We start from the raw sequence: 15,911 nt of genomic DNA, 5'->3' as shown, positions 1-15,911 counted from the left end.
CCTCCGATATAGAAGGAGATAAGTGTGGATAAAAAACGCTTAACGCTAAGCGATATTGCGAAATTAAGCGGAGTGTCAAAAACAACGGCTAGCATAATTTTAAACGAGCGTGGTGATGATTTTAGAATAAAGCCCGAGACTTGCCAGAAAGTCAAAAATATTGCAAAAAAATACGGCTATCGAGCTAATGTCTATGCCAAAGCTTTACAAGCGAAGCGGACCAATGTTATCGGGCTGGTCATTCCTGATTTTACCAACTATGGCTTTGCTTTAACTGCAAAATCTTTAGAGCGTTTATGCCGTGATAACGGGTTACAGCTTGTCATCGCTTGCTCGGATGATAATCCGGAACAGGAGAAAAAAGCGATAGAGCAGTTACTGGATAGACGGGTGGATGTGTTACTAACCGCTCCTACTCATAACGACCCGACTTACTATCACAATGTGGTGCAATATGCACCTATGTTGCACTTAGACCGCTATATCTCGGAGCTGAATATCCCTTCTATTACCAGCAATGATACTGAGAGTATCAGTATGTTGGTTGAAAATATTGTCAGAGCTTATCAACCTAAAGAGTTTTTTTATTTAGGTGGGCAATTGTCGCTTTCCCCGAGTCAGAACCGTCTCAAAGGTTTTCTTGAAGGATTAACCCAATCTCATTTGGCGATAGAAGAAGATTGGATTTTGCATAAAGATTACCAGCCTGAATCCGGTTATCAAATGTTTGCGCAAATGGTTGAAAAATTAGGTAGATTACCGGAGGCAGTTTTTACAGCATCTTTTACTCTACTAGAAGGGGTGATGCGTTATTTAACCGAACATAAACAGATAGATAAATTAATTACGCAAGAGTTACATTTAGCAACTTTTGATGATCATCATTTATTAAATGCACTACCGTTTCACATTCATTCTATCCAGCAAGATCATGACAAAATTGCACAGCATGCCTTTTTATTGATTCAACAAAAATTAGCCGGCAAAAAAGTAGAAAGTGTAAAGGTAGATTGTGAAATTTTATGGCGAAAATCAATTTAAAGGAAAGTTATGGCACATTTTTACGAATATTTAGAATTTAACAGTGATGAAGACCGAGAGAACCAATTAGAAGTTTATGTTGATGTAAAGCTTGAATCAGAAACTGAACAGAAAATGCAAGCCCTTACTGTGCAAGGTGATTGGTTAATTATGGCAGAACCCCATTGCCCTGATTGTGTAGAAGTGGTGGCTTATTTTCAACGTATGGCAAAGCTGAATCCGAATATCAAGGTGAAATATATTTCCCAAAAACAGAGTCAAGAACGCCAATATTTTGACAGCGAAGCCCAGCATCAAGCGGTTATTTCTGCTCAAAAAATTCCAAGTATTTTTGATCTTCGTGATGGCAAAACGGAATTAGTGCTTTCCGAATTTCCCCAATTTCTAAAAGAAAAACTGCAGGAAGCGCCTGAATCGGCTGAAGAACTGATCGCTGATTTTCGCCGCGGAAAATTTGGAAAAGAGGTAGAAGCAGAGTTACTCTCGATATTCACCAAATAAATTTGCACAAATCCCCGCAACTTAATTGCGGAATTTGCTTAATTTCTGTATAATCTGCAATCTTTTTTATAAATAAAAAAACGTATATATCTTTGGAGTAAACTATGGCTCGTGTAACAGTACAAGAAGCAGCAGAGAAAATTGGCAACCGTTTCGATTTAATCTTAATCGCCGCACGTCGCGCAAGACAATTACAACTTCACACACGTGAGCCACTTGTGCCTGAAGAAAATGATAAACCAACCGTGATTGCATTGCGTGAGATTGAAGAAGGTTTAATTACAACTGCTATTATGGACCAACTTGAAAATCATGATTCTATTCAGCAAGAAGCCGCTGAGCAAGAAGCGATTTCATTTTTAACCGAAATGACGAATGAGTAACTGATTTTTTAATTTATAGAGAATGGACAATTGGGTCTGCAAGCGGTAGGATTTTCCTAAAAATTTGCAAATTCATTGTCCATTTTTGTTTCTGTATTGAGGTATACCGTGTATCTTTTTGAACCTTTAGATCGAATTATTCAGGGCTACTTACCGCCTGAGCAAATTGAACGTGTAAAACGAGCTTATGTGATTGCCCGTGATGCACATGAAGGGCAAACACGCTCAAGTGGTGAGCCTTATATTACGCACCCGGTTGCGGTGGCATCAATTATTGCTGAGATGAAATTAGATCATGAAGCAGTGATAGCAGCATTATTGCACGATGTAATTGAAGATACGCCTTATACAGAAGAAGAACTTGCTGCAGAATTTGGTCAGAGTGTGGCAGATATCGTGCAAGGAGTCTCTAAGTTAGATAAATTGAAATTCCGCACCCGCCAAGAAGCTGAGGTTGCTAATTTCCGTAAAATGATTTTGGCGATGACCAAAGATATTCGTGTGGTATTAATCAAACTTGCCGACCGTACACATAATATGCGTACCTTAGGAGCATTGCGTCCGGATAAACGCCGTCGCATTGCTAAAGAAACGTTGGAAATTTATAGCCCTCTTGCCCATCGTTTAGGGATTGAACATATTAAAAATGAATTAGAAGATCTCGGCTTTGAGGCAATGCATCCACAGCGTTATCGCGTATTAAAAATGGCAATTGCCAATGCCAGAGGTCATCGTAAAGAATTGATTCAGCGCATTTCCGATGAAATTAAAGAGCGTTTAGAAGACGTGAGCATTGAGGCTCGTGTTTATGGGCGTGAAAAGCATCTCTATTCGATTTATCAAAAAATGCGGCAGAAAGATCAGCATTTCCATTCAATTTTAGATATTTATGCTTTCCGAGTAGTGGTAGGGAATATTGATAACTGCTACCGTGTTTTAGGACAAATGCACGCCCTTTATAAGCCACGCCCAAAACGGGTTAAGGATTATATTGCCGTGCCGAAACCGAACGGATATCAGTCATTGCACACGTCGATGATTGGCCCACACGGCGTGCCTGTTGAGGTGCAAATTCGTACTGAAGATATGGATAAAATGGCGGATATGGGAGTGGCTGCACACTGGCGTTATAAAGAAGGTGAGGCACATCATAACACCACAGTGCAAGTTAAAGCACAGCAATGGTTGCAAAGTATTGTGGAGTTACAAAACAGTGCAGGTAACTCCGTAGAGTTTATTGAAAGTGTGAAGTCAGATCTATTCTCTGATGATATTTATGTATTCACACCAAAAGGACGTATTGTTGAGCTACCGGCAAATGCTACTGCAATTGATTTTGCTTATGCAGTTCACTCAGGAATTGGCGATCGCTGTGTAGCGGCAATTGTCGATCGTAATCCATACCCGCTTTCAGAACCGCTTCGCACAGGGCAAACTATTGAGATTATTACCGAACAAGGTAAACGTCCGAATGCTTCTTGGCTTAATTTTGTCGTAAGTGGTAAGGCAAGGGCTAAGATTCGTCAAGCATTGAAGAATCAGCAACATGATGAAGCCATCGCACTGGGCCGCCGCCAGTTAATACGAGCAATGAATTTATGCTCTTTGGATGATTTACAACCAGAGGTTATTCAAACAGTATTAGATGAACTACGCTTGTCGACTTTCGAGGATTTATTGGCAGAAATTGGTTTAGGTAACCAAATGAGCAACGTCATTGCACAGCGTCTATTAGGCGAACCTTTGTTAATTGATACCGACGGTGATCCGCAAAACAATCAACCACTGGCAATTGAAGGGGTGGAAAACCGCTTAATTAGCTTTGCGAAATGTTGTTTACCTGTACCGGGTGATGAGATTATCGCCTATGTTAGTTCAGGTAAAGGTTTAGTTGTGCATAATACACATTGCTCAAATGTAAAAGATTATGCGACAAATCAAAGTCAGTATTTGCCGGTTGTATGGGAAGTGGCAAAAGAGAATGCTATTAAGTTTGAGGCGGAAATCGTGCTGGATATCATTAATGAGCCGGGGGTGCTTGCCGGCATTACCTCAACTCTTGCTAAAATGAATAGCAATATCGGCAGCATTAGCAGTGAGGCAAGAGATGGTAATGTTTATCAGGTGAGAATTCAGATTTCTGTACTGGATAAAACGCATTTCGATGCTATTTTACGTAAGCTTGTCAGCGTAAGCGGTGTAGTGAAAGCGAGCCGTAAATAAAAATAGATACTTAAAAAATAAACTGCACCCCAAAAGTTAGGCTGAATTCTAGCTTATGAAGGTGCAGATTTTTTTATCCGAACATATTGAAATAACAAGCGGTCTATTTTGAGGAAATTTTTGCAAATCCCCAAATTGAGCTAAGGCAAAAATAGAAGCAATATAATAGAATTAGTTATAATATTGGAATTTAAATCGTTATTTTAGAAGAGAGAAAGATGAAAGAAAGATCACCCATTATTGGTTTGGTTGCCGGTGAAATTTCGGGAGATATTCTCGGTGCCGGCTTAATTAACGCCTTGAAGTTACATTATCCAAATGCACGATTTGTTGGGGTGGCCGGACCACAAATGTTGAATGCAGGCTGCGAAACGCTATTTGATATGGAAGAGCTTTCCGTTATGGGCTTGGCTGAAGTGGTAAAACATCTTCCTCGTTTGCTAAAACGTCGCCAGCAAGTGATTGATGAGATGATCAAATTAAAGCCCGATGTCTTTATTGGCATTGATGCGCCGGATTTTAATCTAACGGTTGAAGAAAAATTGAAAGCAAACGGTATTAAAACCATTCATTATGTAAGCCCATCGGTATGGGCGTGGCGTCAAAAGCGAGTGTTTAAAATTGCCGGAGCAACTCATTTGGTGCTGGCGTTCTTACCGTTTGAAAAAGCGTTTTATGATAAATTTAACGTTCCCTGTCGCTTTATCGGACATACTATGGCTGATGCTATCCCGCTCAACCCCAGCCGTGCCGAAGCTTGTTCATTATTAAATATTGATGAGTCCAAGCGTTATATGGCAATCTTATCTGGAAGCCGTGGTAGTGAAATTGGTTTTCTGGCAGAGCCTTTCTTGAAGACTGCTCAAATTTTAAAACAGCGTTTTCCGGATCTGCAATTTTTAGTGCCGATGGTCAATGAAAAGCGAATTGAGCAATTTAAAGCTATTAAAGCACAAGTGGCCCCGGAGTTGGAGTTACATATTTTTCAAGGCAAGGCTCGTCAGGCAATGATTGCTTCTGAATGTACTTTGTTAGCTTCAGGCACTGCCGCATTAGAGGCGATGTTGTGCAAATCGCCAATGGTTGTAGGATATAAGATGAAGCCACTCACTTATTGGCTGGCAAAAAAATTAGTTAAGACCGATTATATCTCTTTACCAAATTTATTGGCAAAAGAGTTATTAGTACCGGAGTTAATTCAAGAAGAATGTAATCCGGAGAATTTGGCTCTGCATTTAAGTCCTTTTTTAGCGGATGATGAAGCGAGCCGAACGCAGAAAGCCTTTTTAAAACAGCGATTTGGTGAGTTACATCAACAAATTCAATGTAACGCCGATAAACAAGCAGCACAAGCTGTAATCGATGTATTAAACGATAAAACAAGCGGTCATTTTTAACGAATTTTTTGCAAATAGGAGATATTATGTGGAAAGAAGTTTTACTTAATTACGGGATTTTTTTATTAGAGTTATTAACAATCTTCGGCATTATTGCGGTCGTTATTATGCTGATTTTAGAGTCTAAAAAACAGACTGAAAACGGCACGATTGCTATCACTAATTTAACTGAAAAATATAAAGAACAGCAAAAATCTCTTTCCGACTTTTTCTTAAGTGAAGCTGAGCTTAAGCATAAAGAAAAAGAAGCTAAGAAGGCGGAAAAAGAAAAAGCAAAAGCCGAGAAACAGCGATTAAAAGAGGGAGAAAGCATAGAAGCTAAGCCTCGTTTGTTTGTGCTGAATTTTAACGGTGATATGATGGCTCATGGAGTGAATGCTTTACGCCGAGAGATTGATGCGGTGATTAGTCTTGCTAATCCGCAAAAAGATGAAGTATTGCTGAAATTAGAAAGCCCGGGCGGCGTTGTGCATGGTTACGGATTAGCAGCTTCACAATTACAACGTTTGCGAGAGCGTAATATTCCTTTAATTGCTGCGGTGGATAAAATAGCGGCAAGTGGGGGATATATGATGGCATGTGTGGCAAATAAAATTGTTTCTGCGCCTTTTGCTGTTATTGGTTCTGTCGGTGTGGTGGCTCAAGTGCCGAATATTCATCGTTTCCTGAAAAAACACGATATCGATGTGGATGTGATGACTGCTGGAGAATATAAACGCACCGTGACCTTAGTAGGCGAAAATACTGAAAGAGGGAAACAAAAATTCCAACAAGAATTAGAAGAAACGCATTTACTGTTCAAGCAATTTGTGGCTCAACATCGCCCGCAACTGGATATTGAGAAAGTGGCAACCGGAGAGCATTGGTTTGGTAAACAGGCGATTGATCTGAATTTGGTTGATGAAATTTCGACTAGTGATGATCTAATTTTGCAGGCAATTCATGAAAAAGAAGTAATTGAGCTGAAATATAAAGAGAAGAAAAATCTGACTCAGCGTTTAGGCTCTCAACTTGAACAGTCTGCGGAAAATTTATTAACTAAGATTTTAAATAAAAGCCGCTCAACTATGATGTAAGGTGGCATACAAAAAGGCAGCTTCTAATGAATTAGAAGCTGCTTTATTTTTTGAAGTTTTTACAACTATACTAATCCGGTATGATGGTTTTCCTCCACCACAAAACAAGCAATGCGAGAACCGTCTTTATAGGTTTTCAATTCCGGCTGGCTTGTTCGACATAAATCGGTTGCAAAGCGGCAGCGAGCATTGAAGGCACAGCCTTTTGGTGGATTTAATGGGCTTGGTAGCTCACCGGTAAGCTTAATACGTTCACGGCGTTGTTCCGGATTTAAGCGTGGTGTGGCTGAAAGCAGCGCTTGCGTATAAGGGTGGCGCGGATTGTTAAAAATCGTTTTCGTCTCTCCTTGTTCGACACAACGACCTAAATACATCACCATCACTTCATCGGCAATATGTTCCACTACCGATAAATCATGGGAAATAAAGACATAAGACAGCCCCATTTCCTCCTGTAGATCCATCATTAAATTTAGCACTTGAGCTCGTACAGACACATCTAGGGCGGAAACCGGCTCATCAGCAACCACAATATCAGGTTGTAGCATTAAGCCACGGGCAATGGCGATACGCTGACGTTGCCCGCCGGAGAACATATGTGGATAACGGTCATAAAATTCCGGCTTTAAACCTACCTTTGCCATCATTTCCAACACACGTGCTTTACGTTCTTTGGCGGATAAATCCGTATTAATCAGGAGTGGTTCTTCTAAAATCGCCCCAACCTTTTTACGAGGATTGAGCGAGCTATACGGATTTTGGAACACAATTTGAATTTTTTTACGACGTAGTTGTGCAGTCTCTTTATCATCTACCAAGAAATTTTGTCCTTTATAGAACAATTCCCCTTCAGTTGGGCTTTCAATCATTGTGAGCATTCGCCCCAGCGTTGATTTACCACAGCCGGATTCGCCTACAATAGCTAATGTTTTACCACGCTCAAGTGTGAATGACACGCCATCCACCGCTTTGACGGTTTTAGGTTTGGCAAACATCCCTTTTTTGACAGGGTAGTATTTTTTCAAATTGATCGCATCGAGAAGCGGTGTGTTTTTATCATTTTTTTGCAAATCGCCCATGTTAACCTCTCAGATGTTGTTCAAAGGCAAGTGGTGTGCCTGCTAATGTTAATGGCGAGTGGCACTTCACCTGGCGGCCATTAAGGATGCGTAATTCCGGCTCAGTTGTTCGGCATTTATCCGTGGCATACGGACAACGTGGATTCAGTAGACAGCCTTGAGGGCGGTCATATTTACCGGGAACTACACCGGGCAGTGATTGTAATCGGGATTTCCCTTCGGCAAATTCAGGCAAGGCTTTGAGTAAGGCTTGCGTATAAGGATGCAGAGGAGAATTGAAAATCTCCGCAGCTTTACCTTCTTCCACAACTTGTCCCGCATACATCACGATAATGCGGTGTGCTGATTCTGCCACTAAGGCTAAATCGTGGGTGATGAGAATCAGTGCCATATTTTCTTTGCGTTGTAATTCAAGCAGAAGATCGATGATCTGAGCTTGAATCGTTACATCTAATGCGGTGGTTGGTTCATCAGCGATCAGCAGTTTCGGGTTACAAGCAATTGCCATTGCGATCATCACACGTTGGCTCATCCCGCCTGATAATTGGTGAGGGTAAACCTCTAAACGAGATTCCGGATCAGGGATGCCAACCATGGTCAATAACTCAATTGTTCTTGCCCTACGGTTTGTTTTCGAGCCACCTTGATGCACTTTCAACGCTTCCATAATTTGGAAACCGACGGTATAACTTGGATTAAGGCTTGTCATGGCATCTTGGAAAATCATTGATACATCAGCACCGACAATTTGCTGTTTTTCTTTTGGATTTAATGCCAATAAGTCATTGCCGTTAAATTTGAGGTTCTTCGCCATAACTCGACCGGGGAAATCAATTAACCCCATAATTGCAAGTGAGCTGACGGATTTTCCGGAACCTGATTCACCCACAATGCCTAATACTTCACCTTCATTTACTTCATAGCTTACGCGGTCAACAGCCTTAAAAGGGGCATGTTTGTCTCCGAAATGAACGGAGAGTTCGTTTACTTCTAATAATGCCATTTGCTCTCCTACTGTTTCAATTTTGGATCAAGCGCATCACGCAAGCCATCACCCATCAAGTTAAAGGCTAATACTAACGATAAAATTGCTAACCCCGGAATGGTTACCAGCCAGTTTGCCGACTGCATAAAGCCGCGAGATTCGGCAAGCATGGTGCCAAGCTCAGGTGTTGGTGGTTGAGCTCCAATACCTAAGAAACCAAGTGCCGCCAGTTCTAAAATAGCGTTTGAGATCCCCATTGTCATTTGTACAATCAGCGGGGCTAAGCAGTTTGGTAAAATAACCACAAACATTAGGCGGAATACGCTTGCGCCCGCAACACGGGAAGCAGTTACATAATCGCGATTTTTTTCGCTTAATACGGATGCACGAGTTAAACGCACATAGCTTGGAATTGACACTATCGCAATTGCAATAGCGGCATTCATCAGTGACGGTCCCAGAATAGTAACCACACCGATAGTTAATAACAGGCTTGGGATAGCAAGCATAATATCAACCAATCGCATAATGATAATATCCAGCATGCCGCCATAGTAACCTGCCAGTAAACCTAAAATCACGCCTAATACACAAGACATCACGACAATAATTAAGCCGATAAAGACAGATAATCTGGCACCATAAATAATACGGGAAAGAATATCACGCCCGATATCATCTGTACCTAACAGGTGAGCCGCATTGCCACCATCTACCCAAGCAGGTGGTAGTAATAAGGCATTACGGTTTTGCTCAATAGGGTCGAAAGGGGCTACCCATTGGGCGAATACACAAGCAAAAAAGACAATCGCAATAAAAGCGAGTCCGATTAATGCACCTCTATTTCGACAGAAGTAGTACCAAAACTCCTGTAATGGTGTTTTTGGTTTAGGTGCGGATAATGTGATTGAAGACATTTATCACTCCAAAATAAAAAAATCCTCAAAATCATAGAACAAGCGGTTGTTTTTTTGAAAAATTTTGCAAATTTAAGCCTAAATTTAACCGCTTGTAGTGTGTTATGAATGGCGGATTCTTGGGTTTACAATGCCGTAGAGTAAATCTACCGCTAAATTCACTAAAATAATAATGGTGGCAATAATAAGGACAGAGCCTTGTAGCACAGGGTAGTCACGAGCGTTAATCGCATCAATAATCCATTTGCCGATGCCCGGCCAAGAGAAAATATTCTCGGTTAAAACGGCTCCTGATAAAAGCTGTCCGACAATCAAGCCGACTACCGTTACCACCGGAATTAAGGCGTTTCGCAGTGCGTGTACAACTACAATACGAGTGGTATTCAAGCCTTTCGCTTTAGCTGTGCGGATATAATCTTCGCCCAGAACTTCCAGCATGGAGGAACGAGTCATACGGGTGATAACCGCCAGCGGAATTGTGCCTAGTACAATAGCGGGTAAAATGAGGGATTTAATTGCCGCTAAAAATGCGCCGGGTTCGTCAGAATTCCAAGTGTCAATCAGCATAAACCCTGTTTCAGCTTCAATCCAGTATTCAGACGGTAAACGCCCGGATGCAGGTAATCCCAGAGGGGTAGATATATAAATGATCAGAATCAGCCCCCACCAGAAAATCGGCATTGAGTAGCCTGTTAAAGAAAGAGTTGTAACCGTATGTGAAATCCAAGACTCTTTTTTAACTGCAGCAATTACACCGAGAAAGATACCGAAAATCAACGACCAAAGTAAGGCAAAAAATGCCAGTTCTACTGTGGCGGGAAACAGGGTAAAAAATTCTTTAAGCACGGGCTCGTTGTTGCGGAATGATGTACCCAAATCGCCCTGCAATACGCTTTTAATGTAGTTAAAATATTGCTGAGGCAATGGCTGGTCTAGCCCAAGTTGGGCCATCATTTGTGCGTGAACGACAGGATCGACCCCGCGTTCTCCCATTCGGATCTCAATTGGGTCTCCGGGGATTAAATGCACTAGGGCAAAAGTAATTAAAGTTATCGCAATAAAGGTTGGGATAACCATGAATAAACGTTTAAGAATAAATTGAAACATAGGTAATTTTTAGTTTGCAAATTTTTGCGGAAAAGTAACCGCTTGTCGTTAGGTAGAAAAAGAAATGTCGGGCAAAGCTGCCCGACCTACCTAAAAATTATTTAGTTACTAAATCTACACCATAGAAATTATGTAAGCTAAATGGGCTTAATTTATAACCGCTTACTTCTTTACGAACAGGGAAGTAAGTGGTTGAGTGAGCAACCGTTACCCAAGGTGCTTGCTCTTTAAAGATGACTTGTGCTTTTTTGTAAAGCTCAGCACGTTGTGCTTTGTCTGTCACTTGAATTGCATCAGTAATTAATTTGTTGAATTCAGGATGGCAGAATTTTGCATAATTTGAGCCTTGTTCAACCGCAGAACAGCTTAATAAAGTATTTAAGAAGTTGTCTGGGTCTCCGTTATCGCCATTCCATCCAATCATACCGGTTTGGTGTTCGCCATTACGCATACGTTTTAGGTATTCGCCCCATTCGTAGCTGACGATTTTAGCGTTAACACCGACTTTTTTCCAGTCTTCTTGGATTAATTCCGCCATACGACGAGCATTTGGGTTATACGGTCGAGATACCGGCATAGCCCAAATATCTGTTTCAAAACCGTTAGCAAAACCGGCTTCTGCTAATAATGCTTTTGCTTTTTCAGGGTTGTAGTCGTAATCCTGAAATATCATCATTATAGCTCCACATTGTTGGCGGAATCGGGTTCTTCGCTTTTTGCCCGGAGCCTTGATAGACCGATTCTAAAATCGCATCTTTATTAATTGCATGGCTTAATGCTTGGCGAACTTTTACATTATCAAGCGGTGCTTTTTGGACGTTAAAACTCAAATAACCCACGTTTAAGCCCGGCTGGGACATTAAATTAATGTTTTCATCTTTCTTCAAGGTTTCTAAGTCAGCAGGGTTTGGATAAGGCGCTGCTTGGCATTCGTTTTTCTGTAACTTAGCCATACGTACCGAATCATCAGGAGTAATTGAGAAGACTAAACGGTCAATAGCCGCTTTGCCTTGCCAATACTGTTCGAAGGCTTTATAACGCACGGCAGAGTCTTTTTGATAACTGACAAATTCAAACGGACCGGTGCCGATTGGCGCGTTATCCACTTTCTCCGGTGTTTTGGCTGCTAGCATTTTATCTGCATATTCCGCAGATAAAATAGATGCAAAGTCCATCCCAAGGTTAGCTAAGAATGGCGCATTTGGTACTTTTAAGCTGATTTTAACCGTGTAGTCGTCCACTTTCTCCACTTTATCAATGATATTTTGCATATCCATCCCGATAAAGTATTCATAGTTACCGCCTGATACTTTGTGGTAAGGGTGATTTGGATCTAACTGACGATTAAATGAGAACAAAACATCATCGGCATTGAAATCGCGAGTTGGTTTAAACTCTTTGTTTGAATGGAATTTCACTCCTTTACGTAAATGAAAGGTGTAAGTTTTGCTATCTTCAGACACTTCCCATTTTTCCGCAAGGCTTGGGATCACGTTAGTTGAACCCGGTTCAAAATCAGTTAAACGATTGAAAATTGCTTGACCTGAAGCATCAAGGCTTGCACCGTCTGTAGCAAATTGAGGATTAAAAAACGCAGGAGAAGCCTCCATACAGTAAACAAAGGTTTTTGGTGCTGCTAGTGCGGTTGTTGAAGTCAATGCTAATGTCATTAGCGATAGTTTGGTGATGTGTTTCATCTTCACTCCTTAATGAGGGGTTTTAATTATTTTTATTACAATTGACTGCGACTTATTTAAGTTTATATAAGACAGTGTTTTTGAATATACAATTTTTAAGAGGAACTGCAATCTTTTTTTAACAAAAAATGGTTGAACGTTATCCAAATCCACGAGGTCAAAAAGCGGAATGATTACGGAAAGTGTGATTTTCTGCTTTAAAAAATAAGGCTTTTCCGTTATTCTAAAACGGCTTTTTTATATTTAGATTTAAGGAAGATTTTTGCAACTACCTCTACCGATTCATCAAATTGATGAAGATACTTTTGATAATTTTTACGCAGAAAATAGTGAAGTGCTGCTTGAATCGCTCAAAAGGAATTTTACGGATGTTCAACAACCGTTTTTCTATATTTGGGGTGGTAGAAGTTGTGGGAAAAGTCATTTGTTAAAAGCGGTAAGCAACCACTTTCTGCTAAATCAACAAACCTCCAGTTATATTCCTTTAAAAAAAGCACATTATTTCTCGCCATTAGTATTAGATAATGCAGAACTCTTAAATGTGATTTGTCTGGATGATATTCAAGCAATTGCAGGTGATGAAGAGTGGGAGCTGGCCATTTTCAATTTATTTAATCAAATTCGTGAGCAGCAGGGATTGTTTAATGAGGGAAGGAAAACATTGCTGTTAATTAGTGCTGATTGCCCGCCGCATCAATTAAACATTAAATTACCCGATTTACGCTCGCGTTTAACTTGGGGGGAAGTTTATCCACTGCCTGATTTAACTTATGAGCAAAAATGCCATATTTTGCAGTCTAATGCACATCAAAAGGGAGTGGAATTATCCGATGAAATCACACATTTTCTGCTGAAAAAATTAGGTACTGATTTACAGGAGCTTTCAAAGGTATTGGAGAAGTTAGATCACGCTTCTTTGCAAGCTCAGCGAAAATTAACTATTCCTTTTGTCAAAGAAGTCCTTTCACTATAAACAAGCGGTTTGATTCTTATCAAAATTTGCAAAAGTTTTTTCAAAATTGACCGCTTGTTACCTCTAAAGTAGTAGTTTGCCAACTACGTTAATTTTTTCTCTTATGTTACACTGCGGTTAAATTTTTATATAGCACACTTCCACTTTATGATGAGTCAGACTACTACATATCAATATCAACTTAAGTTGGAAAATATCGCTTGTGAACGTGGTGAAACCCTTTTATTCGAAGGCTGTAATTTAACGGTTAATAGTGGTGATTGGGTACAGATTGAAGGGCATAACGGCATTGGTAAAACCAGCTTGTTACGTATTTTGGCCGGACTTTCGTTACCTGCCGCAGGTGAGGTGTTTTGGAATGATGTTGCTATTTGCAAACAGCGTGAACAGTACTATGCCGAGCTGTTTTATTTAGGCCACCATTCGGGGGTAAAACCGGAATTAACGCCTTGGGAAAACTTACGTTTTTTCCAAAAAATACAACAACTACCGCAAGATGATGAGGCAATTTGGACAGCTTTAGAAAAGGTATCTCTTATCGGGCGTGAAGATCTGCCTTGTTCACATTTATCTGCAGGGCAACAACGGCGGGTTGCATTGGCTAAATTATGGCTTACACAGGCGAAACTTTGGATTTTAGATGAGCCGTTTACCGCTATTGATAAAAAAGGAGTGGCGGATTTGATTGCTCATATTGAACAACATTGTGAGCAGGGCGGATTGGTGATTTTCACCAGCCATCAAAGTGCAGAAAGTGGCAAAGTGCGGATTATTTCATTAGATCAATTTAAGGTATGATTTTAATTAATATTATTCAGCGAGAATTGACTATCGCCTTTCGTAAACCATCGGAAATTTTAAATCCGCTTTGGTTTTTTTTAATGGTGATTACCGTATTCCCGATTTTAATGGGGCCGAACCCCGAGTTACTTGGGAAAATTGCCGGTGGTATTGCATGGGTAGCTGCATTGCTTTCCGCATTGCTTTCGTTTGAACGCTTATTTCGGGATGATTATTTAGATGGCTCACTTGAACAGCTTATGTTATTACCGCTTGGTTTACCGCAAGTGGCGTTGGCAAAAGTTATTGCTCACTGGATATTGACCGGTTTGCCGTTAATTTTACTTTCTCCCATTGCGGCAATTTTGTTGTCACTTGAAACCCATCTTTGGTGGGCATTGGTGCTTACGTTATTACTGGGGACTCCGATTTTAAGTTGCTTAGGTGCGATTGGGGTTGCCTTAACAGTAGGCTTACGCAAAGGTGGGACTTTATTAAGTCTCTTGATTTTACCGCTTTTTTTACCGGTATTAATTTTTGCCGCAGCAGTGCTTGAAGCAGCAACTTTGAATATGGGCTACAGCGGACAACTTGCAATTCTTGGGGCTATTTTAGCGATTACCTTAACCTTTTCGCCTTTTGCTATTGCCGGGGCATTAAGGATTAGTTTGAATTAGATTTGTAAGAAGTAGTTTTTATACAAAAATAAGTAAATAAACATTTCATTTATTACGGAGTTTTTCTATGTGGAAATGGTTACACCCTTATGCAAAATCTGAAACACAGTACCATTTGCTGGGGAAAGTTCAGCCCTTTTTAGGCTGGCTAAGTTTAATTATGTTAGCAGTGGCTTTTGTGTGGGGGCTTGCCTATGCGCCGAAAGATTACCAACAAGGAGATAGCTACCGTATCATATTTATTCACGTGCCGGCAGCGATTTGGTCAATGGGTGTTTATGGTTCAATGGCAGTGGCAGGCTTAGTTGCCTTAGTGTGGCAGATTCGCCAAGCAAATTTAGCAATGATTTCAATGGCTCCTATCGGTTTAGTATTTGCTTTTATTTCCCTTGCAACAGGGGCGATTTGGGGTAAACCAATGTGGGGAACTTGGTGGGTGTGGGATGCACGACTGACTTCAGCTTTAGTGCTATTCTTTCTGTATATTGGCGTGATGGCACTTTATTCTGCCTTCCAAGACAGGCAAACCGGGGCAAAAGCCGCCGGTGTGTTATCGGTAGTTGGTGTGATTAACTTGCCGATTATCCACTTCTCGGTGGAATGGTGGAACACCTTGCACCAAGGGGCAACCATTACTAAATTTGATAAACCGTCTATGGCGGTTGAAATGCTGATTCCATTACTATTAGCGATTTTTGGCAGCCTCATTTTCACTGCATGGTTTAGCATTTGGCGTTATCGTATCGCATTATTAAAAGATGATCGTAACCGTCCTTGGGTAAAGCAGTTAGCAAAAGCAGCATAAGAAAGAAAAGTAGGAGAGATAAAAATGATATTCCAATTTGAATCAATCAGCGATTTTTTCGCTATGGGTGGTTACGGTTTCTATGTATGGCTTTCTTATGGCGTGAGCTTTATCGCAATGGGGGGATTGATTTGCTTAAGCCGTAGAGAATATAAAGCTATTTTAGCGCAAGCGAAAAAAGAATTGGCGAGAGAGGAAAGAGCCGGCAAGCATTTCGAATCACAAGCGGTTAAAAAACAGTAAAATTTTGCAATTTTATCTGCATACTCC

At 40.7% G+C, this 15,911-nt stretch carries 15 protein-coding genes and 1 pseudogene; 11 read left to right on the top strand and 5 right to left on the bottom strand.

Features of this window, described 5'->3' with window-relative positions:
* Positions 1-24: 24 nt before the first annotated feature.
* The 6 genes from A6B41_RS10030 to sohB all read left to right on the top strand — a co-directional run bounded on the left by A6B41_RS10030 (position 25) and on the right by sohB (position 6,621).
* The gene (locus A6B41_RS10030; protein ID WP_032847171.1) at positions 25-1,041 is read left to right on the top strand and encodes a substrate-binding domain-containing protein; all 1,017 of its coding nucleotides are present in this window, start codon (positions 25-27) and stop codon (positions 1,039-1,041) included.
* Positions 1,042-1,050: 9 nt separating this feature from the next.
* Entirely contained in the window at positions 1,051-1,542 is a 492-nt protein-coding gene (locus A6B41_RS10025) for a thioredoxin family protein (RefSeq protein WP_027073618.1), read from the top strand.
* Between the two features lie 104 nt (positions 1,543-1,646).
* Positions 1,647-1,925, top strand: a complete 279-nt coding sequence (gene rpoZ, locus A6B41_RS10020) for a DNA-directed RNA polymerase subunit omega (RefSeq protein WP_027073619.1) — start codon at positions 1,647-1,649, stop codon at positions 1,923-1,925.
* A 108-nt stretch (positions 1,926-2,033) separates the two neighbouring features.
* Positions 2,034-4,148 carry a bifunctional GTP diphosphokinase/guanosine-3',5'-bis pyrophosphate 3'-pyrophosphohydrolase gene (gene spoT, locus A6B41_RS10015; protein ID WP_027073620.1) on the top strand — a complete coding sequence of 705 codons (2,115 nt, stop codon included), beginning with the start codon at positions 2,034-2,036 and terminating at the stop codon, positions 4,146-4,148.
* A 218-nt stretch (positions 4,149-4,366) separates the two neighbouring features.
* Entirely contained in the window at positions 4,367-5,545 is a 1,179-nt protein-coding gene (gene lpxB / locus A6B41_RS10010; protein WP_027073621.1) for a lipid-A-disaccharide synthase, read from the top strand.
* A gap of 26 nt (positions 5,546-5,571) precedes the next feature.
* The gene (sohB, locus tag A6B41_RS10005; protein WP_027073622.1) at positions 5,572-6,621 is read left to right on the top strand and encodes a protease SohB; all 1,050 of its coding nucleotides are present in this window, start codon (positions 5,572-5,574) and stop codon (positions 6,619-6,621) included.
* A gap of 65 nt (positions 6,622-6,686) precedes the next feature.
* Here the strand turns inward: sohB and A6B41_RS10000 are convergent, their stop codons facing one another.
* The 5 genes and pseudogenes from A6B41_RS10000 to A6B41_RS09980 form a co-directional block, all read right to left on the bottom strand.
* Complete coding sequence (locus A6B41_RS10000; RefSeq protein ID WP_027073623.1) at positions 6,687-7,700, bottom strand: peptide ABC transporter ATP-binding protein; 1,014 nt, start codon at positions 7,698-7,700, stop codon at positions 6,687-6,689.
* Between the two features lies 1 nt (position 7,701).
* Positions 7,702-8,703: a dipeptide ABC transporter ATP-binding protein gene (dppD, locus tag A6B41_RS09995; RefSeq protein WP_027073624.1), complete on the bottom strand. Its 1,002-nt coding sequence runs from the start codon at positions 8,701-8,703 to the stop codon at positions 7,702-7,704.
* A gap of 8 nt (positions 8,704-8,711) precedes the next feature.
* The gene (locus A6B41_RS09990; protein ID WP_027073625.1) at positions 8,712-9,602 is read right to left on the bottom strand and encodes an ABC transporter permease subunit; all 891 of its coding nucleotides are present in this window, start codon (positions 9,600-9,602) and stop codon (positions 8,712-8,714) included.
* Positions 9,603-9,704: 102 nt separating this feature from the next.
* Complete coding sequence (locus A6B41_RS09985) at positions 9,705-10,709, bottom strand: ABC transporter permease subunit (protein ID WP_027073626.1); 1,005 nt, start codon at positions 10,707-10,709, stop codon at positions 9,705-9,707.
* 97 nt (positions 10,710-10,806) lie between these two features.
* A pseudogene (locus A6B41_RS09980) lies at positions 10,807-12,406 on the bottom strand (ABC transporter substrate-binding protein).
* 262 nt (positions 12,407-12,668) lie between these two features.
* Here A6B41_RS09980 and hda point away from each other — a divergent pair.
* From hda to ccmD, 5 genes are all read left to right on the top strand, one after another.
* Positions 12,669-13,379, top strand: a complete 711-nt coding sequence (gene hda, locus A6B41_RS09975; RefSeq protein ID WP_027073627.1) for a DnaA regulatory inactivator Hda — start codon at positions 12,669-12,671, stop codon at positions 13,377-13,379.
* Positions 13,380-13,529: 150 nt separating this feature from the next.
* A complete protein-coding gene (ccmA, locus tag A6B41_RS09970) occupies positions 13,530-14,177 on the top strand; it encodes a cytochrome c biogenesis heme-transporting ATPase CcmA (RefSeq protein WP_027073628.1) in 648 nt (215 codons plus the stop codon).
* On the top strand, positions 14,174-14,836 hold the full coding sequence (gene ccmB, locus A6B41_RS09965; protein ID WP_027073629.1) for a heme exporter protein CcmB: 663 nt from the start codon (positions 14,174-14,176) through the stop codon (positions 14,834-14,836). Before ccmA ends, ccmB begins: the two co-directional genes overlap by 4 nt.
* Before the next feature lie 67 nt (positions 14,837-14,903).
* Positions 14,904-15,641, top strand: a complete 738-nt coding sequence (locus tag A6B41_RS09960; protein ID WP_027073630.1) for a heme ABC transporter permease — start codon at positions 14,904-14,906, stop codon at positions 15,639-15,641.
* A gap of 24 nt (positions 15,642-15,665) precedes the next feature.
* Positions 15,666-15,884 (top strand): heme exporter protein CcmD, encoded by a 219-nt coding sequence (ccmD, locus tag A6B41_RS09955; protein ID WP_032847175.1) that lies wholly within the window; start codon positions 15,666-15,668, stop codon positions 15,882-15,884.
* Positions 15,885-15,911: the final 27 nt, after the last annotated feature.

The organism is Mannheimia granulomatis (assembly GCF_013377255.1).
In the GTDB taxonomy this organism is placed as follows: Bacteria; Pseudomonadota; Gammaproteobacteria; order Enterobacterales; family Pasteurellaceae; genus Mannheimia; species Mannheimia granulomatis.
This window is presented reverse-complemented; position numbering and strand designations above follow the sequence as displayed.